This is a genomic window from Pseudomonas sp. ASL7 (genome assembly GCF_056680375.1).
Genome location: NZ_CM155279.1, coordinates 5,552,209 through 5,578,856, shown reverse-complemented (window position 1 = coordinate 5,578,856; position 26,648 = coordinate 5,552,209). Strand labels below are relative to the sequence as shown.

Genomic DNA, 26,648 nt, shown 5'->3' with positions numbered 1-26,648 from the left:
CAGGGACAAATCCCTGTATCTAAAAATGAGTAGTGACCGTGCCTGTTAACAGCCACCCTCGTCCGGTCATTCTGACCGAATCAGTCGACGCGGCGCGATGCGCCCGTCTTCGCTCACTTCACCGATGCCGATGAAGCGACCGTTGTGATCCTGTACCCGTACCATGCCGAACTTCGGTGCATCCGGGGCCCGTACCGGTTGGCCGTTAAGCCAGTAGAACGAGCTGTGCTCCGAGAAATGCAACAGTGGCCAATCCAGCAGGCCGCTGTCCGATGGCATCAAGAAGCGGTCGACTGCTTCGTTGCCGCCTTCGGCATGTACGGCTTCCAGCTCTTCAAGCGTGACAGTCTGCGCCAGTGTGAAAGGCCCGGCCTGGGTACGTCGCAATTCAGCGACGTAAGCGCCACAACCGAGTTGCTCACCAATATCCTCCACCAGGGTGCGGATATAGGTGCCTTTGCTGCAATCCACCGCAAGCCGCGCAGTATCACCTTCGAAGGCCAGTAATTCCAAGCGCGCAATAGTAACAGAACGCGGTTCACGCTCCACTACTTCGCCTGCACGGGCCAGCTTGTACAGCGGTTGGCCATCACGCTTGAGGGCCGAGTACATCGGCGGTATCTGACTGATTTGCCCACGAAAATTGGGCAGCACAGCTTCGATATCGGCGCGACCAACGGTCACCGGGCGTTCCTGCAAAACTTCACCTTCGGCATCCGCCGTGGTGGTGGTCTTGCCCAGTTGCGCCAGGGTTTCATAAGCCTTGTCGGAATCGAGCAGGTACTGCGAGAACTTGGTGGCTTCACCGAAGCACAACGGCAGCACGCCGGTGGCCAGCGGATCGAGACTGCCGGTGTGCCCGGCCTTCTCGGCGTTCAGCAACCAGCGGACCTTCTGCAACGCTGCGTTGGAGGTGAACCCCAGCGGCTTGTCGAGCAGGATGATACCGCTGACGTTACGACGGATACGTTTGACCTGAGCCACCGATTACTCCTTGGTGTCTTCGGCTTCAGCCGCCACCGGGTGCTGATTGTCTTCAGCCACCGCACGCTCGATCAGCGCCGACAGGTGCGCACCACGCACGACGCTTTCGTCGTAGTGGAAGTGCAACTGTGGAACGCTGCGCAACTTCATCTCACGGGCCAACTGCATGCGCAGGAAACCGGCAGCGGAGTTGAGCACCTTGATGCTTTGCGCGATGTCTTCGGCGTTGTCCTGCCCCATCACGGTGATGAAAATCTTCGCGTGACCGACGTCACGGCTGACTTCAACAGCGGTAATGGTGACCAGGCCGACGCGCGGGTCTTTGACTTCACGACGGATCAGCTGTGCCAGCTCACGCTGCATCTGATCGCCGATACGTTGGGTACGGCTGTATTCTTTTGCCATGTCTTGTTACCTGTTACTGCCTCACGGTGAAACCCGTGGGGTCTGAAAGCGGCAAACGCCCGGCCTGACAAAAGCCAGACCGGGCGTTGCGTTTAGAGTCCTGCTGATGCGCCGCGCAACTGCATGCGGCTGGCCATCACGGCTCTTGAAGTGCGCGAGTTAGAGGCTGCGAGCAACCTGAACCTTCTCGAAGACTTCGATCTTGTCACCGACTTTGACGTCGTTGTAGCTCTTCACGCCGATACCGCATTCCATGCCGGCACGTACTTCGGAAGCGTCATCCTTGAAGCGGCGCAGGGATTCCAGCTCGCCTTCGAAGATAACGATGTCTTCACGCAGTACACGGATTGGACGGTTACGGTGAACAACACCTTCGATAACCATGCAACCGGCGATCGCGCCGAACTTCGGCGAACGGAACACGTCACGCACTTCAGCGGTACCCAGGATGTTCTCGCGAACATCGCTGCCCAGCATACCGGTGAGGGCTTTCTTGACGTCTTCGATGATGTCGTAGATCACGTTGTAGTAACGCATATCCAGACCTTCCTGCTCGACGATCCTGCGAGCGCCAGCATCGGCACGCACGTTGAAGCCGAACAGTACAGCATTGGAGGCCAGTGCCAGGTTGGCGTCGGACTCGGTGATACCACCGACACCGCCACCGACAACACGCACTTGCACTTCGTCGTTACCCAGGCCGTTCAAGGCACCGTTCAACGCTTCCAGCGAACCACGTACGTCAGATTTGAGGACGATGTTAAGCGTCTTCTTCTCTTCCTGACCCATGTTCTCGAAGATGTTTTCAAGCTTGCCAGCGTGAGCACGGGCCAGTTTGACTTCGCGGAACTTGCCTTGACGGAACAGAGCCACTTCACGGGCTTTCTTCTCGTCGGCAACCACACTCATCTCGTCGCCAGCATCCGGAGTACCGTCCAGGCCGAGGATCTCGACCGGGATGGAAGGACCGGCTTCTTTAATTGGCTTGCCGTTCTCGTCGAGCATGGCGCGAACGCGGCCATAGTTCGAACCGACCAGCACCATGTCGCCTTGGCGCAGGGTACCGTCTTGAACCAGAACGGTTGCAACCGGGCCACGACCTTTGTCGAGACGCGATTCAACCACAACGCCACGGCCAGGAGCCGAAGGGGTCGCTTTCAGTTCGAGAACTTCGGCTTGCAGCAGAACAGCTTCGAGCAACTCGTCCACGCCAGTACCGACTTTCGCCGAAACCGATACGAACGGGGTGTCGCCGCCCCACTCTTCCGAGGTCACGCCGTGAACCGACAGTTCGCTACGGATGCGATCGAGATCGGCGCCCGGCTTGTCGATTTTGTTCACTGCAACAACCAGCGGAACACCGGCAGCCTTGGCGTGCTGAACGGCTTCAATGGTCTGCGGCATTACGCCGTCGTCCGCTGCAACCACCAGGATCACGATGTCGGTCGCCTTGGCACCACGAGCACGCATGGCGGTAAACGCGGCGTGACCAGGGGTGTCGAGGAACGTCACCATACCGCGGTCAGTTTCAACGTGGTACGCACCGATGTGCTGGGTGATGCCGCCAGCTTCGCCAGCAGCTACCTTGGCACGACGGATGTAGTCGAGCAGCGAGGTCTTACCGTGGTCAACGTGGCCCATTACGGTCACGACTGGTGCACGGGAGAACGACTCACCTTCAAACTTCAGGGACTCGGCCAGGGAATCTTCCAGGGCGGTGTCGCTGACCAGGGTCACTTTGTGGCCCAGCTCTTCGGCAACCAGTTGAGCAGTTTCCTGATCCAGTACCTGGTTGATGGTCGCTGGAGTACCCAGTTTGAACATGAACTTGATGATTTCAGCAGCCTTGACCGACATCTGCTGGGCGAGATCGCCAACAGTGATGGTCTCGCCGATCTTCACTTCGCGCACTACAGGGCCGGTTGGGCTCTGGAAACCGTGAGCGTTGCGTTTCTTCAGCTTGGCCTTGCCGCGACCACCACGACGGAAGCCATCGCTTTCTTCGTCGGTAGTACGTGGCGCAACCCGTGGAGCAGGCGCTTTCTCTTTGACCGAAGCACGATGCGGAGCGTTTTTGCGCTCACCATCGCCACTGCCACGACGATTGTTATCGTCGGCACGTGGTTTGTCCGGACGGCGCTGTTCGTTCTGCTTGCGAGCATCGGCAGAGGGTGCCGGTGCCGGTGCAGCAGCCATAACCGGAGCGCTTTCACGCACTGGTTCGGCAACCGCAGCAGGTGCTGCGACAGCGTCGGTAGTAGCGGTTTGCGCAGCAGCAGGCTGGCGACGCGCTTCTTCTTCGGCGCGACGCTTGGCTTCTTCTTCAGCCTTCTGACGAGCAGCATTTTCTACTGCGCGACGTTCGTCCAGTTCGCGTTTGCGCTCGGCTTCGATTTCTTCCGGGCTGCGCTGTACGAAAACTTTCTTTTTACGGACTTCAACGCTGATGCTTTTGCTGCCAGCAACACGCAGGGTGCTGGTGGTTTTACGCTGCAGCGTGATCTTGCGTGGTTCTTCCACTTTCGCCTTGTGGCTGCTTTTCAAGTGAGTCAGCAAAGATTGCTTCTCACTGTCAGTCACATGTTCTTCGGCGGCGGTGTGCGGCAGACCTGCCTCACGCATCTGCTGCAACAGGCGCTCTACCGGTGTTTTGACCTCATCGGCCAGTTGTTTCACCGTGACTTGCGTCATGCACTTCTCTCCTCAGGCCGCGCCTAATTACTCGAACCAGTGGGCTCGGGCGGCCATGATCAACTTGCCGGCACGATCATCGTCAATGCCGTCGATGTCGAGCAGGTCGTCAATAGACTGCTCGGCCAGGTCTTCGCGGGTAATTACGCCGCGCACCGCCAGTTCCATCGCCAAATCCTTGTCCATACCCTCAAGCGAGAGCAGGTCTTCGGCCGGATGGGCGTCTGCCAGCTTTTCCTCAGTAGCGATGGCTTTGGTCAACAAACGATCCTTGGCACGAGCACGAAGCTCGTTGACGGTTTCTTCGTCAAAGCCGTCGATGTTGAGCATTTCTTCCAACGGTACGTAGGCAATCTCTTCCAGGCTGGTGAAGCCCTCATCTACCAGCACCTGTGCCAGGTCTTCGTCGACTTCCAGCTCGTCGATGAAGTTGCGCAGGATGTCGCCGGTTTCTGCTTGCTGCTTAGCCTGGATGTCCGATTCGGTCATCACGTTCAGGGTCCAACCCGTCAACTGGCTAGCCAGACGCACGTTCTGACCACCACGACCGATGGCCTGAGCCAGATTGTCTGCGCCAACGGCGATGTCCATTGCATGGGCATCTTCGTCAACGATAATTGCCGCCACTTCAGCCGGCGACATTGCATTGATCACAAACTGAGCCGGATTATCGTCCCACAGGACGATGTCTACACGCTCGCCGCCCAATTCGCCGGACACTGCCTGGACGCGCGAACCGCGCATACCGATGCAAGCGCCTTGCGGATCAATGCGTTTGTCCTTGGAGCGGACCGCGATCTTGGCGCGCGAACCCGGGTCACGGGAGGCGGCCATTACTTCGATCAGGCCTTCAGCGATTTCCGGCACTTCGATGCGGAACAACTCGATCAGCATTTCCGGCGCGGTACGCGACAGGATCAGCTGCGGGCCGCGGTTCTCGGTGCGGATTTCCTTGAGCAGCGCACGCAGACGCACGCCAACCCGGAAGGTTTCGCGAGAAATGATGTCTTCACGAGCCAGCAACGCCTCGGCGTTGTTGCCCAGGTCGACGATCACGTTGTCGCGGGTCACTTTCTTCACGGTGCCGGAGATGATTTCCCCCAGGCGCTCGCGATAGGCGTCAACCACTTGAGCACGCTCGGCTTCGCGAACTTTTTGCACGATGACTTGCTTGGCAGTCTGTGCAGCGATGCGGCCAAACTCGATGGACTCGATCTTTTCTTCGACTACATCACCGACCTGGGCGCCTGGATGCGTTTCGGCAACCTTGCTCGGCCAGGTTTCGATGGCCGGATCGTCCAGATCTGCTTCTTCGACGACCGTCCAGCGACGAAATGTCTCGTAAGCACCGGTGTGGCGATTGATTTCCACACGCAGATCGACTTCGTCCTCGAAACGTTTTTTGGTAGCAGTGGCCAGGGCCAGCTCCAACGCTTCAAAAATTACGTTTGCCGGTACGCCCTTTTCATTGGATACCGACTCAACAACCAGCAGTACTTCTTTGCTCATCGTACGCCTCGCCTTTCGCAAGCCATTGGATCCGCGGGATCCGCGTCTCAGTCAAAACTGGGAATAATGTTGGCCTTGTCGATCATATCGATCGGCAACAGGAACTCATGGTCTTCAACCTGCACCACGACGTCCTGCTCTTCTACACCGCGCAGAAGGCCCTGAAAGTTGCGTCGTCCTTCAAAAGGCGAGCGCAGCTTGATCTTCACTTGTTCACCGGCAAATTTTGCAAACTGCTCAATAGTGAACAGTGGGCGTTCCATGCCAGGCGAGGAAACTTCAAGGGTGTATTCAACGGCGATTGGATCTTCAACATCCAGGACACCACTGATCTGACGACTGACGATGGCACAATCGTCCACCAGCACGCCGCCCTCTTTATCAATATAAACGCGCAACATTGAGTGGCGACCTTGAGCCGAAAACTCAATACCCCAGCATTCATAGCCTAGGGCCACGACCACCGGGGCCAGCAAGGCCTGCAACTCTTCTAGCTTGCTCGACACCTGAACCCCCTCGTGCATGTATGTGCATGCTGTGCAAAATAAAAAAATGGGCGAAACGCCCATCCTTGAAACGCCGTTGAATAGCGGCGTTGAAAGTGTCCAGCTAACAAAAAGCCCCTTAAAAGGGGCTCCTTAAACTGGTTGCGGGGGCCGGATTTGAACCGACGACCTTCGGGTTATGAGCCCGACGAGCTACCAGACTGCTCCACCCCGCGACAAAGCTGGGGCGGAAGTATACGACCGATCCCTGACAGGGTCAATGTAACCTTCCACCTACAAGAAAGCCCGCAACAGCGGGCTCTCCTGATAATTGGTACCGAGAAGGGGACTCGAACCCCTACACCCTATGGGCACAACCACCTCAAGGTTGCGTGTCTACCAATTCCACCACCTCGGCAATACTACGTTTGAAACCCTTCTTACTTTTGCTCTTGAGCTGGAGGCACGTCAGTCGCTGGAGTAGCCGACTTTTGCTCTTGAAGCACCGGTACATCATCAGAAGCCGGTTTTTGCTTTGGAACTTCCAACACTGCCGGGTTTGGCAAACCTACTTGAGTCAGCTGGTGAGCCTTCTCTTTAGCAAAGTAACCTAACCCTAAGCTGGTTATGAAGAAACCGGCGGCAAGTATAGCAGTAAACTTACTAAGAAAGGTAGAGGAACCTTGGCTTCCGAACACAGTATTTGAAGCACCTGCTCCGAAAGACGCGCCAGCATCCGCACCCTTACCCTGCTGCAGCAATACCAGAGCAACTACGCCCAACGCACCCAGCAGATGAAAAACGACTACGACTGTTTCCAGCATTTTTTCAGTTTCCCGCGGCGCGACAAATCGCACCGAACTCATCTGCATTCAGGGACGCCCCACCAATGAGCCCCCCATCGATATCCGGCATGCCGAACAGTTCGACCGCATTGGCCGCCTTCACGCTGCCGCCGTATAGAAGCCGCACACCTTGTGCGACTTCAGAATTCTCTGCCGCCAACTGAGCGCGAATGGCTGCGTGCACATCCTGCGCCTGTTGCGGCGAAGCAGTCAGCCCGGTGCCAATGGCCCAGACCGGCTCGTAAGCGATTACTGCCTTTGCAAACGCACCGACACCCAGCTCTTCCATGATACTGCCTAGCTGACGCGAGACAACCTCAAGAGTTTTTCCGGCTTCGCGCTGCTCAAGGGTTTCCCCTATGCACAACACCGGAATCAAGCCACATGCCTGTGCCGCTGCGAACTTGCGATTCAGCATACCGTCTCGCTCGCCCATAATCTGGCGGCGTTCGGAGTGCCCGACAAGCACAAGGGAACAGCCTGCATCCACCAACTGACTCGGAGCAACCTCACCGGTCAAGGCGCCTTGCATGGATTCCACCGCAGAATTCTGCGCGCCGACCAAAATCGACTTTCCTTTCAAACCATCAATCACTTGATTGATATGCAAGCAAGGCGGGAATACCGCAACATCAACACCGCTCGGCAAGGCCAAACGACTAAGGCCGTTGATCAGCTCAGCGACGCTGGCGCGGGTACCGTGCATCTTCCAGTTACCAGCTACCATAGGGCGACGCATGCTGTACCTCGTCGGTCAAAGTGGGCGCAGATGTTACCCAACACAATGATGGCTGGCAAGCCGAATTCAGACAGAAACTTCAGTAACCAGATTTGCCAGCTCTTCGGCGTAGCCGCGAACCTGTGTTTCGTCTTCGCCTTCAACCATTACACGCACCAAAGGCTCCGTTCCGGACTTGCGCAACAACACGCGCCCACGACCGGCCATCGCCTTGGTAACGCGCTCACTGGCCTCTTTAACCAACGGATGATCGAGCGGGCTCTCACCCCCTCCAAAACGCACGTTAATCAACACCTGAGGGCATTTGCGCAGCGCCTGACGGGCTTGCGCCAACCCTTCGGAGCGAGTCTTGAGCGCCATCAGCACTTGCAGCGCAGCGATGATCGCATCACCGGTAGTGGTGTGATGGAAGCAGACGATATGTCCCGAGTTTTCGCCACCGACCATCCAGTTGCGCTCGAGCAGATCAGCGATCACATAGCGGTCGCCAACGTTGGCACGGACAAATGGAATCGATAGATCCGCCAGGGCCAGCTCAAGCCCCAGGTTACTCATGAGCGTACCCACCACGCCGCCCTGCAACTTATCGTGCTCGTGCAGATCACGAGCAATGATGTACAGCAACTCGTCACCATCGACGACAGCGCCGGTGTGATCGACCATCAAAACCCGATCACCATCGCCATCAAACGCGATACCCAGGTCGGCATGCTCAGCCAACACGGCAGCTTGCAACTGAGCCATATGGGTCGAACCGCAGTTTTCGTTGATGTTCAGACCGTTTGGTTGCGCGGACAGCACGACAACATCGGCGCCCAGTTCACGGAACACGCTAGGTGCGACTTTGTAGACCGCGCCATGAGCGCAGTCGACCACGATCTTCAGGCCTGCGAAGTTGGTGCCTGTCGGCACACTGCTCTTGCAGAATTCAATGTAACGACCCGAGGCATCATTGATTCGCGACACCTTGCCGATCTTGCTCGACTCAACCACGGTCATCGGGGTATCGAGCAACTCCTCGATCATCAACTCGATTTCATCAGGAAGCTTGGTGCCCTTCCCGGAGAAAAACTTGATGCCGTTGTCGTCGTGCGGATTGTGCGAGGCGCTGATTACGATTCCGGCTTCCGCATGGAATGTACGCGTCAGATAGGCAATGGCCGGCGTCGGCATCGGCCCCAGGAGCATTACGTCAGCGCCCGCCGACGTCAGTCCCGCCTCGAGCGCCGATTCGAACATGTAACCGGAAATCCGGGTGTCCTTGCCCACCAGCACTTTGCACGCGCCCATTTTGCGGAACGCCATGCCAGCCGCCCAGCCGAGCTTGAGCATGAAGTCAGGAGTAATCGGGTACTCACCAACCCGACCACGAATGCCGTCAGTACCAAAGTATTTCTTAGTCATAAGCGCTCCATCATTCTTATTCCGATGATTGTACTGCGGCGATCATCCTCACCACATCGACTGTTTCGGCTACATCGTGGACGCGCAATATACGCGCCCCCTTGAACGACGCCAGCGCCGCGAGCGCAAGACCGCCATACAGACGCTCCCCGACCGCGCGATTCAAAGCCTGGCCGATCATGCTCTTTCGCGAAACCCCGACCAATAGAGGCCGCCCCAAGGCATGCAAGGCTTCCATATGTTTGAACAGGCTTAGATTGTGCTGCAAGGTTTTAGCGAAGCCGAAGCCAGGATCAAGGATGATCCGTTCAGCAGGAATCCCCACCGAGGCACACTGAGCCATGCGATCGGCGAGAAACACACTCACTTCTTTCGTAACGTCCTGATACTGCGGATTGTCCTGCATGTCGCCCGGCTCACCGAGCATATGCATCAGACAGACCGGCAGACCTGTCGCCGCAGCCGCATCCAGAGCGCCATCGCGCTGCAGTGAACGAACATCATTGATCAACCCCGCCCCTAGCCGTGCGGTTTCGCGCATGACGGACGGCGTGGAGGTATCGACCGAAATGATCACATCCAGCTCGCGATGAATGCGCTCAACGATGGGGGCTACGCGCTCCAGCTCTTCCAATGGCGAAACCGCCCTGGCACCCGGCCGGGTCGACTCACCACCGACATCAATCAGCGTCGCGCCGGCCACCACCATGGCTTCGGCGTGGCGCAGGGCCGCATCGAGCTGGCTGTATTGGCCGCCATCAGAGAAGGAGTCAGGAGTGACATTAAGAATGCCCATGACATGCGTCTGGGCCAAATCAAGAACCCGATTGCCGCAGGGCAACCGGGTCGAGGACTGAACAAAAGTCATTTCAAACCTTAAACGTCAGCAGCCGGACCGCCGATCGGTGTTTCCGGACGCTCATCCTGCACCACCGGAGGTGTTCCGGAAGTACCGGTGCCGCCCGACCAGTCACGAGGTTCGCGAGGCGTACGACCTGCCATGATGTCGTCGATCTGATCGGCATCGATCGTTTCGTACTTCATCAAGGCATCAGCCATGGCATCGAGCTTGTCACGGTTGTCCGTAAGGATCTGTTTGGCCGTGCCGTAGCACTGGTCAATGATGCTGCGAACTTCGGAGTCGATCAGCTTGGCGGTTTCACCGGAGAAGCTTGCACTCTGACCACCACCGCCGCGACCAAGGAATACTTCACCCTCTTCTTCGGCATACATCAGCGGACCGAGTTTTTCCGACAGCCCCCACTTGGTCACCATGTTCCGAGCAATCTGGCTGGCTCGCATGATGTCGTTGGACGCACCAGTGGTCACGCCATCGAAGCCCAGAGTCATTTCTTCAGCAATACGGCCGCCGTACAACGAGCAGATCTGGCTGATCAGCGCACGCTTGGACAGGCTGTAGCGATCTTCTTCCGGAAGGAACATGGTCACACCCAGCGCACGACCGCGCGGGATGATCGACACCTTGTAGACCGGGTCATGCTCTGGCACGACACGACCGACAATGGCGTGGCCCGCTTCGTGATAAGCGGTGTTTTGCTTCTCTTTCTCGGACATGACCATGGATTTGCGCTCGGCGCCCATCATGATCTTGTCTTTGGCCAGTTCGAACTCTTTCATTTCGACGATTCGCTTGCCGGTACGGGCAGCAAACAACGATGCTTCGTTCACCAGGTTTGCCAGGTCGGCGCCGGAGAAGCCAGGCGTGCCGCGAGCGATCACAGCCGGCGCAACGTCGTCACCCATCGGCACTTTACGCATGTGAACTTTGAGAATCTGCTCCCGACCACGAATGTCCGGCAGACCGACCACGACCTGACGGTCGAAACGGCCTGGACGCAGCAACGCCGGGTCCAGTACGTCCGGACGGTTGGTTGCAGCAATGACGATGATGCCGTCATTCATTTCGAAGCCATCCATCTCCACCAGCAACTGGTTGAGAGTCTGTTCGCGCTCGTCGTGACCGCCACCCATACCGGCGCCACGATGGCGACCAACGGCATCGATTTCGTCGATGAAGATGATGCATGGAGCATGCTTCTTGGCCTGCTCAAACATGTCACGTACACGGCTGGCACCGACACCCACGAACATTTCTACGAAATCGGAACCGGAAATAGTGAAGAACGGCACTTTGGCTTCGCCGGCAATCGCCTTGGCCAACAAGGTTTTACCAGTACCGGGAGGACCCACCATCAGTACGCCGCGAGGAATGCGACCGCCCAGGCGCTGAAACTTGCCCGGATCACGCAGGAACTCGACCAGTTCGCCGACTTCTTCTTTAGCTTCGTCGCAGCCGGCAACGTCAGCCAAGGTGGTTTTCACCTGGTCTTCGGAAAGCAGACGCGCCTTGCTTTTGCCGAAACTCATCGGCCCGCCCTTGCCCCCGGCACCGCCCTGCATCTGCCGCATGAAAAACATGAACACGGCGATGATCACGAGGATCGGGAAGCTTGCGACCAGGAGTTGAGTCCAGATGCTTTGCTGTTCAGGCTGTTTGCCTTCGACTACGACGTGGTTATCCACGAGATCGCCGATAAGACCGTTATCCGTAATTGCAGGACGAATGGTCTTGAAGCTGTCGCCATCGTTGCGCTTGCCGGTAATCACGTAGCCGTCAACCGCTACGCGCTCGACCTTGCCATCCTTAACTTGCTGGATGAAGTCGGAATAGTTGAGGGTCTGCGGCTCGTTAGGGCTGGAGAAGTTGTTCATCACCGTCACCAGGACAGCCGCGATGATCAACCACAGGATCAGATTCTTTGCCATATCGTTCAATTAACTACCCTCTGAAGCAAGCTCCGCTAATGGCGCGCGCTTCGCATGATATTCACCGGCCTAACTTACTACATTACCTACGGCTCTGGCAGGCGCCGTCTGTAACCCTTTGTGAAACACTTTCTACACAATATTCGCTAAAGCTCACGGGGCGAAATACGAAAAACCTATCACCCCGGTCGAAAAACCTCTTACTCCTCACTGCGCCCGCGGAAACCACGGCCCAGCAAGTACTGCTCACGGGAGCGGTCACGCGACGATTTCGGCTTGCGCGTCGTAACCTTCTCGAACTGCTTGCGAACGCTCTTGTGGTATTCGTCGAAACCTTCACCCTGGAAGATTTTGATCAAAAAATCACCACCTGGCTTCAACACTCGAGTCGCAAGATCCAGCGCCAACTCGCACAGGAACATCGACTTCGGCATATCAACAGAGGCCAGTCCACTCATATTGGGGGCCATATCGGAAATCACAAGGTCCACTTCCTTATTTCCGACCGCTTCAAGGATTTGTGCCAGTACGGCGTCCTCAGTGAAGTCGCCCTGAATGAAGGTCACATCAGGGATGCTGTCCATTTCCAGGATGTCGGAAGCAATCAGCGTCCCCTGCCCGCCAATCAGACGACTGGTCACCTGGGACCAGCCACCCGGGGCTGCACCAAGGTCGATAACGCTCATGCCAGGACGGATCAGACGGTCTCTTTCCTGAATTTCCAGCAGTTTGTAACTGGCACGGGAGCGATACCCGTCTTTTTGCGCCATTTTTACGAATGGGTCGTTGAAATGCTCTTGCAGCCATTTAAGGCTTGTCTTGGAACGGGCCACGGGCCACCTCAAAAATAAAACGGGTCGTGATTAACTGGGCGGTCCCGGACTCGCTCGGGTAAACTGGCCGCCGCTTTTTACAAGATCAGACGCAGGGGTCAGATTATGCCGCTCACTCAAGAGCAGAAGAAACAGTACAAATCCATTGGCCACCATCTGAAACCAGTTTTGATTGTGGCTGACAACGGTTTGACTGAAGGTGTGTTAGCCGAACTTGAACGCGCGTTGGCGGATCACGAGCTGATTAAAATCAAGCTCAACATCCTCGATCGCGAATCGCGCCTGGCGTCCATTGCAGAACTCTGCAAGGTCGGCAAAGCGGACCTGGTTCAGGTCATCGGCAAGATGGCACTGATTTACCGCAAGAACTTCAGCGTCAACAAGCAGCTGTCGAACGTCCATCGCTTCAAGTGATGGCAAGGGTCAAGGGTGTGCTTCGCGCACCCTGCCACTCCATCCCGGTACCGGCTGCAACACCAGCACCAGCCCGGAAAAGCCCAGAACAAGATAGCTGAACTCTTCCCAGCGCACTGCATCCGACCAACCGAAGCGCACAACGAAATACATTGCGCACGCATACAGCGCCATCATCAGCAGTTGCCCGCGAATATCCCGCCATAGACTGACAAGGCCCTCGGCCTGAACCAGAACCAAAGCCTGAAAAATCACACACGCCGTGGCGAATCCCACCATCAGCGTATCCATCATGCCTTCGATTTCGTCGATCAGCAGCGGCGCCAGACCAATTTTGCCCAGCGCCGGCAGCAGACCGATATGCAACAGCCACAGGCCACCCACCCACAACATCTGAGTCAACTGCCAAAGCATCGCGCCCGCGCGTAGCGGGCGCCTTCTTTCAGATGTGGCGGACTTCGACAATCTCGTACTCGATAACGCCGCTAGGCGTTTTGACCGCTACCACATCGCCCTCTTCCTTGGCGATCAGTGCGCGAGCCAGTGGCGAACCCACTGAAATCTTGCCCAGTTTGAAGTCAGCCTCGTCCTCACCCACGATGTGGTAAGTGACGGTTTCGTCGGTTTCGACGTTGGCGATTTCAACGGTGGTACCGAAAATCACTTTGCCGGTATGAGGAATGGTCGTGACATCGATGATCACCGCGTTCTGCATGCGGCCTTCAATATCACGGATCCGCGCCTCGACCATCCCCTGCTGCTCGCGAGCAGCGTGGTATTCAGCGTTTTCCTTCAAATCACCCAACTCGCGGGCCGTACCGATGTCCTGGCTAAGCTTCGGACGAACGACCTTGGTCAGGTGAGCGTGTTCTTCTTCCAGGGCTTTGGCGCCCTGGACGGTCATTGGGTACTTGATCATGCCTTCAATCCTGCGTGTAGATCCTGCAAGCGGCGCACGGTCTTCTCGGGACCGAACTTCAGCGCTTCACAGATAGCTTCGCCAGCAGCAATAGTGGTGGTGCAGTAAATCTTGTGCTGCAAGGCATTACGACGAATGGAATACGAATCAGCGATCGACTGACGACCTTCGGTGGTGTTGATGATCAGCGTGACTTCATCATTCTTGATCATGTCGACCACGTGTGGACGACCTTCGGTCACCTTATTCACACGACGCACTTTCAAGCCTGCGGCTTCGATCATCTTGGCAGTACCGGCAGTAGCCACCACTTCGAAGCCCAAGTTGATCAGATCACGGGCCACGCCTGCAACCAGTGGCTTGTCGTCGTCACGCACGCTGATGAACGCGGTACCTCCGGTCGGCAGCACTTCGCTGGCGCCCATCTGAGCCTTGGCGAATGCTTCACCGAAGGTGTCGCCCACGCCCATCACTTCACCGGTGGACTTCATCTCTGGGCCCAGGATCGGGTCCACACCAGGGAACTTGGCGAACGGGAATACCGCCTCTTTCACACTGTAGAAGTTCGGAATGATTTCTTTGGTGAAGCCGATTTCCTTCAGGGTTTTACCAGCCATGACGCGAGCCGCGATCATTGCCAGGGAAACACCGATGCACTTGGACACGAACGGTACGGTACGGGATGCGCGCGGGTTGACTTCGATAACGTAGATGTCTTCGCCCTGCAGCGCCAACTGAACGTTCATCAGGCCGACAACACCCAGCTCCAGGGCCATTTTCTTGACCTGTTCGCGCATTTCGTCCTGGATGTGCCCAGGCAGCGAGTACGGCGGCAGGGAGCACGCGGAGTCACCGGAGTGAACGCCAGCCTGCTCGATGTGCTGCATGATCGCGCCGATCACCACGTCGGTGCCGTCGCAAACTGCATCCACGTCCATTTCGATGGCGCAGTTGAGGAAGTGGTCAAGCAGCACCGGGCTGTCGTTGGACACTTTCACCGCGTCACGCAAGTAGCGCTTGAGCTCTTCTTCTTCGTAAACGATTTCCATCGCGCGGCCGCCCAGGACGTAGGACGGACGAACCACCAGCGGGTAACCAATCTTGGCCGCAGCGCGAATCGCTTCGTCTTCGCTGCGCACGGTGGCGTTTGGCGGCTGACGCAGGTTCAGACGCTCAACCATCTGCTGGAAGCGTTCACGGTCTTCTGCACGGTCGATGGCGTCCGGGCTGGTGCCGATGATCGGCACGCCGGCTTCTTCCAGGGCACGCGCCAGTTTCAGCGGGGTCTGGCCGCCGTACTGGACGATCACGCCTTTCGGCTTCTCGACGCGGACGATTTCCAGCACGTCTTCCAGGGTTACCGGCTCGAAGTACAGGCGATCGGAGGTGTCGTAGTCGGTGGATACGGTTTCCGGGTTGCAGTTGACCATGATGGTCTCGTACCCGTCTTCGCGCAGTGCCAGCGCCGCGTGTACGCAGCAGTAGTCGAACTCGATGCCTTGGCCGATGCGGTTAGGACCGCCGCCCAGGATCATGATTTTGTCGCGACCCGACGGCGCGGATTCGCACTCTTCTTCGTATGTCGAGTAGAGGTAAGCGGTGTCGGTGGCGAACTCGGCCGCGCAGGTATCAACACGCTTGTAGACCGGGAACACTTCGAGCTTGTGACGGTGGCGACGCAGGCTCTTCTCGGTCACGCCCAGCAATTTGGCCAGACGCATGTCGGAGAAGCCTTTGCGCTTGAGCTTGAACATCATGTCGCGGTCGATGCTGGCCAGCCCCAGGGTCTTGACCTTCTCTTCTTCCTTGATCAGATCTTCGATCTGTACCAGGAACCACGGATCGATCATGTTCATGCCGAAAATATCTTCGACCGACAGACCGGCGCGGAAGGCGTCAGCCACGTACCAGATACGCTCGGCGCCCGGCACGGTCAGTTCGCGCTTGAGCACGCTCATGCTTTCCGGGTTGCTCAGGTCGAGTTTCTCGTCCAGACCGCAAACGCCCACTTCCAGACCGCGCAGCGCTTTCTGCAGGGATTCCTGGAAAGTGCGGCCGATGGCCATGACTTCACCGACCGACTTCATTTGAGTGGTCAGGCGAGCGTCGGCTTTCGGGAATTTCTCGAAGGCGAAACGTGGCAGCTTGGTAACGACGTAGTCGATGGACGGCTCGAAGGACGCAGGAGTAGCGCCGCCGGTGATTTCGTTCTGCAGCTCGTCCAGGGTGTAGCCGATCGCCAGCTTGGCAGCGATACGCGCGATCGGGAAACCAGTGGCTTTCGAGGCCAGTGCCGAAGAACGGGATACACGCGGGTTCATCTCGATCACGACCATACGGCCGGTGTCCGGGCAGATGCCGAACTGAACGTTGGAGCCGCCGGTTTCAACGCCGATTTCACGCAGTACCGCCAGGGAGGCGTTACGCATGATTTGGTATTCCTTGTCCGTCAGGGTTTGTGCCGGAGCCACGGTGATCGAGTCACCGGTGTGCACGCCCATCGGGTCGAAGTTTTCGATCGAGCAAACGATAATGCAGTTGTCCTTCTTATCGCGGACAACCTCCATCTCGTATTCTTTCCAGCCGATCAGGGATTCGTCGATCAGCAGCTCTTTGGTCGGCGACAAGTCGAGACCGCGGGCGCAGATTTCTTCGAACTCTTCACGGTTGTAAGCGATACCGCCACCGGTGCCGCCCATGGTGAAGGACGGACGGATGATGCACGGGAAGCCGAGCTTTTCGAGAACCGCGTTGGCCTCTTCCATGCTGTGGGCGATACCGGAGCGCGGGCAGTCCAGGCCGATGGACTTCATCGCCTTGTCGAAGCGCGAACGGTCTTCAGCCTTGTCGATGGTATCGGCGTTAGCACCGATCATTTCAACGCCGAACTTCTCCAGAACGCCTTCACGCTCCAGATCCAGTGCGCAGTTCAGCGCAGTCTGGCCACCCATGGTTGGCAGCAGCGCGTCCGGACGCTCTTTCTCGATGATCTTGGCAACGGTCTGCCACTTGATCGGCTCGATGTAGGTCGCGTCGGCCATGTCCGGATCGGTCATGATGGTGGCCGGGTTGGAGTTCACCAGGATGACGCGGTAACCCTCTTCGCGCAGGGCTTTACAAGCCTGGGCGCCGGAGTAGTCGAATTCGCAGGCCTGGCCGATTACGATCGGGCCAGCGCCGAGAATCAGGATGCTTTTAATGTCTGTACGTTTTGGCATGGGTTTGTCACTCAAATCCGCAGGTCAGTCGGCAAGCCGTCTTGTTCAATCTTTGAAGCCTTGAGGGGGCCGCCGGTTGCGGGGCCGCCCTCAAGCTTTGCTGCATCAAGGCGAGCGATTAGCGTCGCTTGGCCATTTCGTTGATGAAGCGATCGAACAGTGGTGCTACGTCGTTCGGGCCAGGGCTGGCTTCAGGGTGACCCTGGAAGCTGAAGGCGCTCTTGTCGGTACGCTCGATGCCTTGCAGGGTGCCGTCGAACAGCGATTTGTGGATCGCCCGAACGTTGGCTGGCAGGGTCGTTTCGTCTACCGCAAAACCGTGGTTCTGGCTGGTGATCATCACAACGCCGGTGTCCAGATCCTGGACCGGGTGGTTGGCACCGTGGTGGCCGTGACCCATTTTCAGGGTCTTGGCACCAGAGGCCAGGGCCAGCAGCTGGTGACCGAGGCAGATGCCGAATACCGGAATTTCGGTCTCCAGCACGTCCTTGATCGCCTGGATCGCGTAGTCGCAAGGCTCCGGATCACCAGGGCCGTTGGACAGGAACACGCCGTCCGGCTTCAGAGCCAGCGCTTCAGCGGCGGGCGTTTGAGCCGGCACCACGGTTACGCGGCAACCGCGCTCAACCAGCATGCGCAGGATGTTCAACTTGACGCCGTAGTCGTAGGCAACCACGTGGTACGGCAGTTCGGACGCGTCGATGGTTGCGTGGCTGTCAGTTTTCAGATCCCAGACAGTCGAGCGCCACTCGTACTTTTCTTTGGTGCTGACAACTTTCGCCAGGTCCATGCCTTTCAGGCCAGGGAAACCCTGGGCGGCGGCGATGGCGGCTTCTTCGGAAATGTTGTCACCGGCCATGATGCAGCCGTTCTGTGCGCCTTTTTCACGCAGGATGCGTGTCAGGCGGCGGGTGTCGATACCAGCGATTGCCACAACGTTGTTGGCTTTCAGGTAGTCGGACAGAGACATCGTGTTACGCCAGTTGCTCGCAACCAACGGCAGGTCACGGATGACCAGGCCAGCGGACCAGACGCGGTCAGACTCGGCGTCTTCCGGCGTAGTGCCGGTGTTGCCGATGTGCGGGTAAGTCAGGGTAACGATCTGTTGGGCGTAGGAAGGATCGGTAAGGATTTCCTGATAGCCGGTCATGGCGGTGTTGAACACCACCTCACCAACGGTTTGACCGTCGGCTCCAATGGCTTCGCCGCGAAAAATGCTGCCATCAGCAAGGGCGAGTATGGCTGGCTTAGTCAAGAAGACCTCCCGTAAATAAAGCCTGAAAGGGCGATCGCAGGTTGCAAAAAAGCGGAGTGACGTATGGACACGTCACCCCGCTTCTTCACCGAATAATTCTGCGCGCTTTTAGTGGACACACTAAAGCTGTAGCTTACAGAAAAAGGCATTTTTGGTCTACCGCCAATGAGCCTTAAAGGCTGGAGAATGCGACAGGACGTCGCTTGGCGGAGTAAAACCGGGCTCAAACGCTGCGTTTGAACCCGATTTCGGGCGCATATTAACGCAGGTCGAGCACGTCTTGCATGTCATAAAGGCCTGGTTCACGACCATCCAGCCACAAAGCAGCACGTACCGCCCCCTTGGCGAAGGTCATGCGACTGGAAGCCTTGTGCGTGATTTCCAGGCGCTCACCTTCACAGGCAAACAGCACGGTGTGATCACCGACCACATCACCACCGCGAACAGTGGCAAAGCCAATCGTTTCACGTTCGCGCGCACCGGTGTGCCCTTCACGGCCATACACCGCGACCTTCTGCAGATCACGGTCGAGCGCACTGGCAATCACTTCACCCATACGCAGCGCCGTACCTGAAGGCGCATCGATCTTGTGCCGATGGTGAGCCTCGATGATCTCGATATCCGCATCATCACCGAGCACACGAGCCGCCATATCCAGCAGCTTCAACGACAGGTTCACGCCAACACTGAAATTGGCGGCGAACACGATAGGAATGTCCTTGCCCGCCTCCGCCAGCAAGTGCTTCTGCGCAGCATCCAATCCTGTCGTGCCAATCACCATGGCCTTGCCCGCCTTACGGCAGAACGCCAGGTTTTTCAACATGACTTCCGGGAGGGTAAAGTCGATTAACACATCGAACTCATCCGCCACCGCGTCCAGATTACCGGACAACGGCACACCGATACGTCCCAGCGATGCCAGCTCACCAGCATCCACACCTATCAGCGTGCTGCCGGGTCGCACGATGGCGGCCGTCAAACCGGTCAGCGGTGCGCGCTGCTGCACCGCTTCGACCAGAATCTTGCCCATGCGCCCGGCGGCGCCCATCACTGCAATACGTCGCATGCCTGTCTCCTTACAAATCGCCGAAGAAGCGCTTCACGCCTTCGAACCAACCGGTGGTTTTCGGCGAATGACTGTTGTCGTCCGCCAACGAGCGGCGGAACTCTTCCAGCAATTCGCGCTGACGACGCCCCAGATTGACCGGCGTTTCGACCGCCACACGGCACATCAGATCACCGGCACCACCGCCGCGCACTGGCGCAACGCCCTTGCCGCGAACACGGAACTGCTTGCCGGTTTGAGTCCCTTCCGGGATCTTCAGCTTGACGCGGCCATCGAGAGTCGGAATTTCCAGCTCGCCGCCCAATGCTGCATCTACAAAACTGATCGGCACTTCGCAGAACAGGTGCTTGCCGTCGCGCTGGAAGATCGCGTGCTCGCGCACATTGATCACCACGTACAAGTCGCCAGTCGGGCCACCCTGCGCACCCGCCTCGCCTTCACCAGACAGGCGAATGCGATCACCGGTATCGACACCGGCCGGCACTTTTACCGACAGGGTCTTGTATTCTTCGACACGCCCTTCGCCATTGCAGGAGTTGCACGGATCGGAAATGATCTTGCCTTGGCCATGGCAACGCGGGCAGGTTTGCTGCACCGAGAAAAAGCCTTGCTGCATGCGGACCTGACCGATACCGCCGCAAGTCGGACAGGTGATCGGCGAAGAGCCTTTCTTGGCACCCGAGCCGTCGCACGGCTTGCAGTTGACCAGTGTCGGAACACGGATATTCACGGTCGTACCGCGCACCGCTTCTTCCAGATTCAGCTCCAGGGTGTAACGCAGGTCGCTGCCGCGCTGCGCGCCGCCACGGGAACCGCCGCGACCACCGCCAAAGAAGTCACTGAAGACATCACCAAAGATGTCGGAGAAGTTCTGACCACCAAAACCGGCACCGCCGCCACCCATGCTTGGGTCGACACCGGCATGACCATACTGGTCGTAGGCTGCGCGCTTATTGGAGTCGGACAGCACTTCGTAGGCTTCATTAGCCTCTTTGAACATATCTTCCGACGTTTTGTCATCGGGATTACGGTCCGGGTGGTGCTTCATCGCCAGGCGACGGTAGGCCTTTTTCAGGTCTGACTCGCTTGAGCCACGCTCAACACCCAATACTTCGTAATAGTCACGCTTTGCCATAAGTCTTTGCACTCTTAAGGACGTTTGGCAAACCTCTCCTGAGCCTCGCCAAACTCGTTGAGCCCCAATACAGGCCCGGACCCAACTCACGTCAATTCAACGATCCTGGTCTTTGATTCGATGCGGTACTTTCGGCTCGAAAAGCAGGAGCATTCCCGGCCATACCTTCAGCACCCGAACGTGGTCGCATGCTGTAAAAATTCACTAACTCCAGACACGCCAACGCGGGAGCAAGCTCCCGCGCGGCGACATCCTACCAGTCACCGCCTGAAGGCAGTCAACCGGGCGACCAATAACTTACTTGTGGTCTTTGACTTCTTCGAACTCAGCATCGACAACGTCGTCCGCTTTTTCAGCTTTTTCGTCGTGCGGTGCAGCGCCTTCAGCTGGCTGAGCCTGTTCGGCATACATTTTCTGCGCTACTGGAGCGGAGACTTTCGACAGCTCTTCAACCTTGGCTTCGATTGCAGCCTTGTCGTCGCCTTTAACAGCAGCTTCCAAAGCAACCACAGCCGCTTCGATTGCAGCCTTCTCTTCAGCAGTCACTTTATCGCCAGCGTCAGCGACCATTTTGCGAGTCGAGTGAACCAGCGCATCGCCCTGGTTACGAGCCGTTGCCAGCTCTTCGAACTTGCGGTCTTCGTCGGCGTTGGTTTCAGCATCGCGAATCATCTGCTGAATCTCTTCCTCGGACAGACCGGAGTTGGCCTTGATCACGATCGACTGAGTCTTGCCGGTGGCCTTGTCTTTGGCGCCTACGTGCAAGATGCCGTTGGCGTCGATGTCGAAGGTCACTTCAATTTGTGGCACGCCACGTGGTGCTGGTGGAATCTCGGCCAGGTCGAACTTGCCCAGGGACTTGTTCTGAGCAGCTTGCTTACGCTCGCCTTGCAGCACGTGAATGGTCACAGCACCCTGGTTGTCGTCGGCTGTCGAGAACACTTGCGATTTCTTGGTAGGAATCGTGGTGTTTTTCTCGATCAGCGCGGTCATCACGCCGCCCATGGTTTCGATACCCAGGGTCAGCGGGCTGACGTCGAGCAGCAGAACGTCTTTCACGTCACCGGCCAATACTGCGCCCTGGATAGCAGCACCCATGGCAACGGCTTCGTCCGGGTTCACATCTTTACGCGCTTCTTTACCGAAGAACTCGGTCACCAGCTTCTGAACCAGTGGCATACGGGTCTGACCGCCGACCAGGATCACGTCGTTGATGGCGCCAATGTCGATGCCGGAGTCTTTCAGAGCGATGCGGCAAGGTTCGATGGTGCGTTGAACCAGGTCTTCTACCAGCGCTTCGAGCTTGGCGCGGGAGATTTTCACGTTCAAGTGCTTAGGACCGGTGGCGTCTGCAGTGATGTACGGCAGGTTCACGTCGGTCGACAGTGCAGAGGACAGCTCGATCTTGGCTTTTTCAGCGGCTTCTTTCAGGCGCTGCATCGCCAGCGGGTCACCTTTAAGGTTCATGCCGCTTTCTTTCTTGAATTCGTCAACGAGGTAGTCGATCAGACGAATGTCAAAGTCTTCACCGCCCAGGAACGTGTCACCGTTGGTGGCCAGTACTTCGAACTGGTGCTCACCATCGACTTCAGCAATTTCGATCACGGAAACGTCGAAAGTACCGCCGCCCAAGTCGTAAACGATTACGGTGTGATCGCCTTTCGCCTTGTCCATACCGTAAGCCAGCGCGGCTGCGGTCGGTTCGTTGATGATACGTTTTACGTCCAGGCCCGCGATACGGCCGGCGTCTTTGGTCGCCTGACGCTGGCTGTCGTTGAAGTAAGCCGGAACGGTGATCACCGCTTCGGTCACTGGCTCGCCGAGGTAGTCTTCGGCGGTTTTCTTCATTTTCTTCAGAATTTCAGCCGAGATTTGTGGCGGCGACATTTTCTGGCCGTTCACTTCAACCCAAGCGTCGCCATTGTCAGCCTTGGCGATTTTGTAAGGCACCATCTTGATGTCTTTCTGAACGACTTCTTCGTCGAACTTACGACCGATCAAACGCTTCACCGCGTACAGGGTGTTGTGCGGATTGGTCACTGCCTGACGCTTGGCCGACTGACCGACGAGGATCTCGCCATCGTTGGCATAAGCGATGATCGACGGCGTAGTACGCGCGCCTTCAGCGTTTTCAATAACTTTGGCTACGCCGTTTTCCAGCACGGAGACGCAGGAGTTGGTAGTCCCCAGGTCGATACCGATAATTTTGCCCATGTTCACTCTCCCGAAACTTTGGATTTGGTTGCCGCAGCAGTGGTGGCTAACTGCGGTAGCACTTAAACGCTTGACTTCTAAATGGGGGCCTTGCGGCTAATTTCAAGCCTGTTCGTCAATCGAAGGCGAAACTGGCGCTGGAGCCTTGCTGACGACGACCATGGCCGGACGCAGCAGGCGACCATTGAGCTGGTAACCCTTCTGGAACACCTTGAGCACGCTGTTCGGCTCAACGTCGGCGCTTTCCTGCATGGCCATCGCCTGATGATGAACGGCGTTGAACGGTTCGCCATGCGGATCGATCGCTTCCAGGTGATAACGCTTCAACGTGTCTTGAAACATCTTCAGGGTCAGCTCGATGCCTTCGCGCATTGGGCGAATGCTTTCGTCGTCCGGGTTGGACAACTCCAGGCCTCGCTCCAGGCTGTCGACGATCGGCAGCAAGTCGCCGGCGAATTTTTCCAGCGCGAACTTGTGAGCCTTTTCGACATCCTGCTCGGCGCGACGGCGGACGTTTTGCAGATCGGCGGCTACACGCAAAGCCTGATCCTGTGCGCCTGCCAGTTGCTCTTCGAGCACTTGTACACGAGTCGCCAGGTCTTCACCCGAAGCCGCGGCCCCTTGGTTGGCGCCTTGATTTTGCGTATCCACTGTCTGTTCGTCAGCCATAGATTTCTCCATTCAATATCGTCCGCGAGCTCAACTCGCGCTTCTGCCCAGCTATATGGGGCCGCAAAAACGAGCTTCAAGGGGGTCCTGATGATTAACCCTACAAAAACAACTGCATTGTCATTCCACACCGCTCTAAGTATTTCGTCGGACCAAGCACATCGAGCTAAAGGAGGGCATTGTCAGCCAGAAACAAAACACTGTATAAATAACCAGACCTAAAGCCTGGGAGCGGCCTTTATGCTGGTGCACCTGTCCGTACACAACTACGCCATCGTTGAACATCTCGATCTCGAACTCGATCGCGGGATGAGCGTGATCACTGGGGAAACCGGCGCCGGCAAGTCGATCATGCTCGACGCCCTGGGCCTGACCCTGGGCGATCGCGCCGACAGCGGCGTGGTCCGTCCCGGCGCCGACAAGGCGGACATCCTGGCAACGTTCGACCTGATCGACATTCCGGAAGCCAGCGCCTGGCTGGCCGAGCGCGATCTCGAGAGCGACGGCCCCTGCATCCTGCGCCGGGTCATTACCGCAGAAGGGCGATCACGCGGCTATATAAACGGCACGCCCTGCCCGCTCGGCGATCTCAAGGCACTGGGCGAGTTGCTGATTGATATCCATAGTCAGCATGAGCACCAGTCCCTGCTCAAGACCGACACCCACCGCCGCTTGCTCGACGAATACGCAGGCGCCACCGACCTGGCCCGCCAGGTACAGCTGGCCGCCCAACGCTGGCGCCAGACCCGCCAAGAGCTGGAGCGCCTCTCCAACTCCGGCGACGAGCAACGCGCTCGCCATCAGTTGCTCAGCTATCAACTGGAAGAGCTGGAAAACCTCGGCCTCGGCGAAAACGAGCTGGAACAACTAGAGCAGGAACACAAGAACCTCACCAACGCCGAAACCCTGCTGGGCATCTGCCGACAAGTGGTCGAACAGTGCAGCGAAAGTGATTCCGGCAATGTCCTGAATGCGTTGACCGCCAGCCTCAATCGCTTGTCGAGCGTCAACAATTCGATCGGCGCTCTGGGTGAGGCCAGCAGCCTGCTGACCAGCGCGCAGATCCAGGTTGAAGAAGCCGTGGGCGAGCTGAATCGCTTCCTTGATAACTTCGACGCCGACCCAGCGCGCCTTCAGTACCTTGAAGAGCGCCTTGATGCGATCTATACCATGGCGCGCAAACACCGTATCCAGCCAACCGAAGTTGCCGACATGCAGCAAAAACTGCTGGATGAAATCGAAACCCTGAACGCCAATGATGAATCCATCGAACGACTAAGCGACGAACTGGCCGCTTACGCCCGCCACTACCAGGAGAAAGCCAGGGACCTGAGTGACTTGCGCCATCAAGCTTCGAACAGCCTGGCCAGTGCCGTGGAGCAGGAAATCCAGCGTCTGGGCATGCCCGGCGGGCGCTTTACCATCGAACTGCGCCCTAACAGCAGTGATGAACTGCTGCCTAATGGCCTGGAACAGGTAGAGCTATTAGTGAGCGCCAACCCCGGGCAGCCGCTCAAAGCCCTGGCGAAGGTTGCATCGGGTGGCGAACTGTCGCGGATCAGCCTCGCCATTCAGGTCATCACCGCACAGACATCTCGCGTACCTACTTTGGTGTTCGACGAAGTGGACGTGGGCATCGGTGGCCCGACCGCCGAGATCGTCGGCCAATTATTGCGCCGACTCGGTGAACGCGGGCAGGTTCTGACGGTGACCCACTTGCCGCAAGTGGCGGCGCAGGGTCATCAGCATCTGTTTGTACACAAAGTGCGCGGCGAGGATGCGACTCACACGGCAGTCTCCAAGCTAAGCAAGAACGATCGTGTCGAAGAGGTGGCGAGGATGCTGGGCGGCATCGACCTGACCAAGGAATCCTTGGCTCACGCGAAGAAGATGGTCATCACCGCAAAAATTTAAGAACGGCAGAAAGCACGAAGGCGACCCTGGGGTCGCCTTCGCTCGTTTCGCGAACCTTTAATTCGCGCGACATGCTTACTTTTTCTTGCGTACGTACAGCACCAAATTGTGATCAACCATCTCGAAGCCATATTTGTCGACGATGGCTTTCTGTAGCCGCTCGATTTCTTCGTCGAAGAATTCGATGACTTCACTGGTCTCGACATTGACCATATGGTCGTGATGCTTGCCGTCGTCCAGTTCGAAGACCGCATGGCCTCCGTCGAAGTTGTGCCGCACCACAAGGCCCGCTGCCTCGAACTGAGTCAGAACACGGTAAACCGTGGCCAGGCCGACGTCCTCACCAGCTTCCATCAGCGCCTTGTAAACATCCTCGGCGCTCATGTGGCGCTGCTCGGCGGAATCGAGCATTTGCAGAATTTTGACCCGTGGAAGGGTCACTTTGAGGCCGGCTTTGCGTAGTTCGCTATTTTCAACCATGGTCAGCTTTCTCGCGATGCTGCTTCGCAGCTTCTCTTAATGCGGGTATGATCGGCGTTTACGTTGTCCCAGCCAAGATAGTGGAAGTCGCCCACCGATGCAAAACACCAAGCTCTTGCTAACCAGTTTCACCTTTGTGGGACTGCTCGCACTCGCCGGTTGTTCATTCCCCGGGGTTTACAAAATCGACATCCAGCAGGGCAATGTCGTCACGCAGGACATGATAGACCAGTTACGCCCGGGAATGACCCGCAAGCAAGTACGGTTTATTATGGGCAACCCGCTGCTGACCGATACGTTCCATGCCGATCGCTGGGATTACCTGTATAGCCTGCAACCCGGTGGCGGTGAACGCCAACAGGAACGCATTAGCGTTATCTTCAGCCCTAATGACCAGCTTGTCAGCCTCTCTGGTGACTTCAGGCCAGGCATGAGCCGCGATGAAGCCATTCTGGGCAAGGACAGCAGCACGAAAGTGTCCGCTCCTGTAGAAAACGCCGAGAAGCCGAAACCGGAAAAACCGGTCAAGCCAGGTTCGTTGCTGGACCAGATCCAGAAGGACGTCGACGGCGTAGAAACCGCTCCGGTCCCGACTCCAGAACCTCTGGAAACCTCGCCGCAATAATTTGCGACGCAATAAAAAACCCGGCATGTCCGGGTTTTTTATTGCCTGACGCTCAGC

At 57.4% G+C, this 26,648-nt stretch carries 23 protein-coding genes and 2 tRNA genes; 3 read left to right on the top strand and 22 right to left on the bottom strand.

Annotated elements, in window-relative coordinates; all coding sequences use genetic code 11:
• Positions 1–66: 66 nt before the first annotated feature.
• From truB to rlmE, 13 genes are all read right to left on the bottom strand, one after another.
• Positions 67–984, bottom strand: a complete 918-nt coding sequence (gene truB / locus AC1MDT_RS25745; protein WP_480419536.1) for a tRNA pseudouridine(55) synthase TruB — start codon at positions 982–984, stop codon at positions 67–69.
• Between the two features lie 3 nt (positions 985–987).
• Positions 988–1,389 carry a 30S ribosome-binding factor RbfA gene (gene rbfA, locus AC1MDT_RS25740; protein WP_008149016.1) on the bottom strand — a complete coding sequence of 134 codons (402 nt, stop codon included), beginning with the start codon at positions 1,387–1,389 and terminating at the stop codon, positions 988–990.
• Positions 1,390–1,548: 159 nt separating this feature from the next.
• Complete coding sequence (infB, locus tag AC1MDT_RS25735; RefSeq protein WP_480419535.1) at positions 1,549–4,080, bottom strand: translation initiation factor IF-2; 2,532 nt, start codon at positions 4,078–4,080, stop codon at positions 1,549–1,551.
• Between the two features lie 27 nt (positions 4,081–4,107).
• Positions 4,108–5,589 (bottom strand): transcription termination factor NusA, encoded by a 1,482-nt coding sequence (gene nusA / locus AC1MDT_RS25730; protein WP_008024459.1) that lies wholly within the window; start codon positions 5,587–5,589, stop codon positions 4,108–4,110.
• Positions 5,590–5,636: 47 nt separating this feature from the next.
• The gene (gene rimP / locus AC1MDT_RS25725) at positions 5,637–6,095 is read right to left on the bottom strand and encodes a ribosome maturation factor RimP (protein ID WP_010463487.1); all 459 of its coding nucleotides are present in this window, start codon (positions 6,093–6,095) and stop codon (positions 5,637–5,639) included.
• A gap of 138 nt (positions 6,096–6,233) precedes the next feature.
• Positions 6,234–6,310 (bottom strand) — tRNA-Met (locus tag AC1MDT_RS25720).
• 96 nt (positions 6,311–6,406) lie between these two features.
• A tRNA-Leu gene (locus AC1MDT_RS25715) sits at positions 6,407–6,492 on the bottom strand.
• A gap of 22 nt (positions 6,493–6,514) precedes the next feature.
• Positions 6,515–6,898: a preprotein translocase subunit SecG gene (gene secG / locus AC1MDT_RS25710; protein WP_201194393.1), complete on the bottom strand. Its 384-nt coding sequence runs from the start codon at positions 6,896–6,898 to the stop codon at positions 6,515–6,517.
• Positions 6,899–6,902: 4 nt separating this feature from the next.
• Entirely contained in the window at positions 6,903–7,658 is a 756-nt protein-coding gene (gene tpiA / locus AC1MDT_RS25705) for a triose-phosphate isomerase (RefSeq protein WP_480419534.1), read from the bottom strand.
• A 66-nt stretch (positions 7,659–7,724) separates the two neighbouring features.
• Positions 7,725–9,062, bottom strand: a complete 1,338-nt coding sequence (gene glmM / locus AC1MDT_RS25700; protein ID WP_480419532.1) for a phosphoglucosamine mutase — start codon at positions 9,060–9,062, stop codon at positions 7,725–7,727.
• A gap of 16 nt (positions 9,063–9,078) precedes the next feature.
• Positions 9,079–9,930, bottom strand: coding sequence for a dihydropteroate synthase (gene folP, locus AC1MDT_RS25695; protein WP_480419531.1), 852 nt, complete (start codon positions 9,928–9,930; stop codon positions 9,079–9,081).
• 8 nt (positions 9,931–9,938) lie between these two features.
• Positions 9,939–11,849, bottom strand: coding sequence for an ATP-dependent zinc metalloprotease FtsH (gene ftsH, locus AC1MDT_RS25690; RefSeq protein WP_480419530.1), 1,911 nt, complete (start codon positions 11,847–11,849; stop codon positions 9,939–9,941).
• Positions 11,850–12,049: 200 nt separating this feature from the next.
• Positions 12,050–12,682: a 23S rRNA (uridine(2552)-2'-O)-methyltransferase RlmE gene (gene rlmE, locus AC1MDT_RS25685; protein WP_223516380.1), complete on the bottom strand. Its 633-nt coding sequence runs from the start codon at positions 12,680–12,682 to the stop codon at positions 12,050–12,052.
• A 105-nt stretch (positions 12,683–12,787) separates the two neighbouring features.
• Between rlmE and AC1MDT_RS25680 the strand changes: the two genes are divergently transcribed.
• The gene (locus AC1MDT_RS25680; protein WP_007942889.1) at positions 12,788–13,096 is read left to right on the top strand and encodes a YhbY family RNA-binding protein; all 309 of its coding nucleotides are present in this window, start codon (positions 12,788–12,790) and stop codon (positions 13,094–13,096) included.
• Positions 13,097–13,105: 9 nt separating this feature from the next.
• On the opposite strand, the gene AC1MDT_RS25675 is transcribed toward AC1MDT_RS25680, so the two are convergent.
• The 8 genes from AC1MDT_RS25675 to grpE form a co-directional block, all read right to left on the bottom strand.
• Positions 13,106–13,510, bottom strand: coding sequence for an MFS transporter (locus tag AC1MDT_RS25675; RefSeq protein ID WP_480419529.1), 405 nt, complete (start codon positions 13,508–13,510; stop codon positions 13,106–13,108).
• 28 nt (positions 13,511–13,538) lie between these two features.
• A complete protein-coding gene (greA, locus tag AC1MDT_RS25670; RefSeq protein WP_054050053.1) occupies positions 13,539–14,015 on the bottom strand; it encodes a transcription elongation factor GreA in 477 nt (158 codons plus the stop codon).
• Positions 14,012–17,233, bottom strand: a complete 3,222-nt coding sequence (carB, locus tag AC1MDT_RS25665) for a carbamoyl-phosphate synthase large subunit (RefSeq protein ID WP_480419528.1) — start codon at positions 17,231–17,233, stop codon at positions 14,012–14,014. The genes greA and carB overlap by 4 nt, the downstream gene beginning before the upstream one ends.
• Before the next feature lie 118 nt (positions 17,234–17,351).
• Positions 17,352–18,488, bottom strand: coding sequence for a glutamine-hydrolyzing carbamoyl-phosphate synthase small subunit (carA, locus tag AC1MDT_RS25660; protein ID WP_201114943.1), 1,137 nt, complete (start codon positions 18,486–18,488; stop codon positions 17,352–17,354).
• Positions 18,489–18,747: 259 nt separating this feature from the next.
• Positions 18,748–19,554 (bottom strand): 4-hydroxy-tetrahydrodipicolinate reductase, encoded by an 807-nt coding sequence (gene dapB / locus AC1MDT_RS25655; RefSeq protein ID WP_480419527.1) that lies wholly within the window; start codon positions 19,552–19,554, stop codon positions 18,748–18,750.
• A gap of 10 nt (positions 19,555–19,564) precedes the next feature.
• Complete coding sequence (gene dnaJ, locus AC1MDT_RS25650; RefSeq protein ID WP_480419526.1) at positions 19,565–20,689, bottom strand: molecular chaperone DnaJ; 1,125 nt, start codon at positions 20,687–20,689, stop codon at positions 19,565–19,567.
• Positions 20,690–20,986: 297 nt separating this feature from the next.
• Positions 20,987–22,903 carry a molecular chaperone DnaK gene (gene dnaK, locus AC1MDT_RS25645; RefSeq protein WP_201114946.1) on the bottom strand — a complete coding sequence of 639 codons (1,917 nt, stop codon included), beginning with the start codon at positions 22,901–22,903 and terminating at the stop codon, positions 20,987–20,989.
• A 102-nt stretch (positions 22,904–23,005) separates the two neighbouring features.
• Positions 23,006–23,572 (bottom strand): nucleotide exchange factor GrpE, encoded by a 567-nt coding sequence (grpE, locus tag AC1MDT_RS25640; protein WP_480419525.1) that lies wholly within the window; start codon positions 23,570–23,572, stop codon positions 23,006–23,008.
• Positions 23,573–23,812: 240 nt separating this feature from the next.
• Between grpE and recN the strand changes: the two genes are divergently transcribed.
• Positions 23,813–25,486, top strand: a complete 1,674-nt coding sequence (gene recN / locus AC1MDT_RS25635) for a DNA repair protein RecN (RefSeq protein ID WP_414906553.1) — start codon at positions 23,813–23,815, stop codon at positions 25,484–25,486.
• 75 nt (positions 25,487–25,561) lie between these two features.
• Here recN and fur read toward each other — a convergent pair whose 3' ends face one another.
• Complete coding sequence (fur, locus tag AC1MDT_RS25630) at positions 25,562–25,966, bottom strand: ferric iron uptake transcriptional regulator (protein WP_003197684.1); 405 nt, start codon at positions 25,964–25,966, stop codon at positions 25,562–25,564.
• 97 nt (positions 25,967–26,063) lie between these two features.
• On the opposite strand from fur, the gene AC1MDT_RS25625 reads away from it, so the two are divergent.
• On the top strand, positions 26,064–26,591 hold the full coding sequence (locus tag AC1MDT_RS25625) for an outer membrane protein assembly factor BamE (protein ID WP_480419524.1): 528 nt from the start codon (positions 26,064–26,066) through the stop codon (positions 26,589–26,591).
• Positions 26,592–26,648 lie beyond the last annotated feature (57 nt).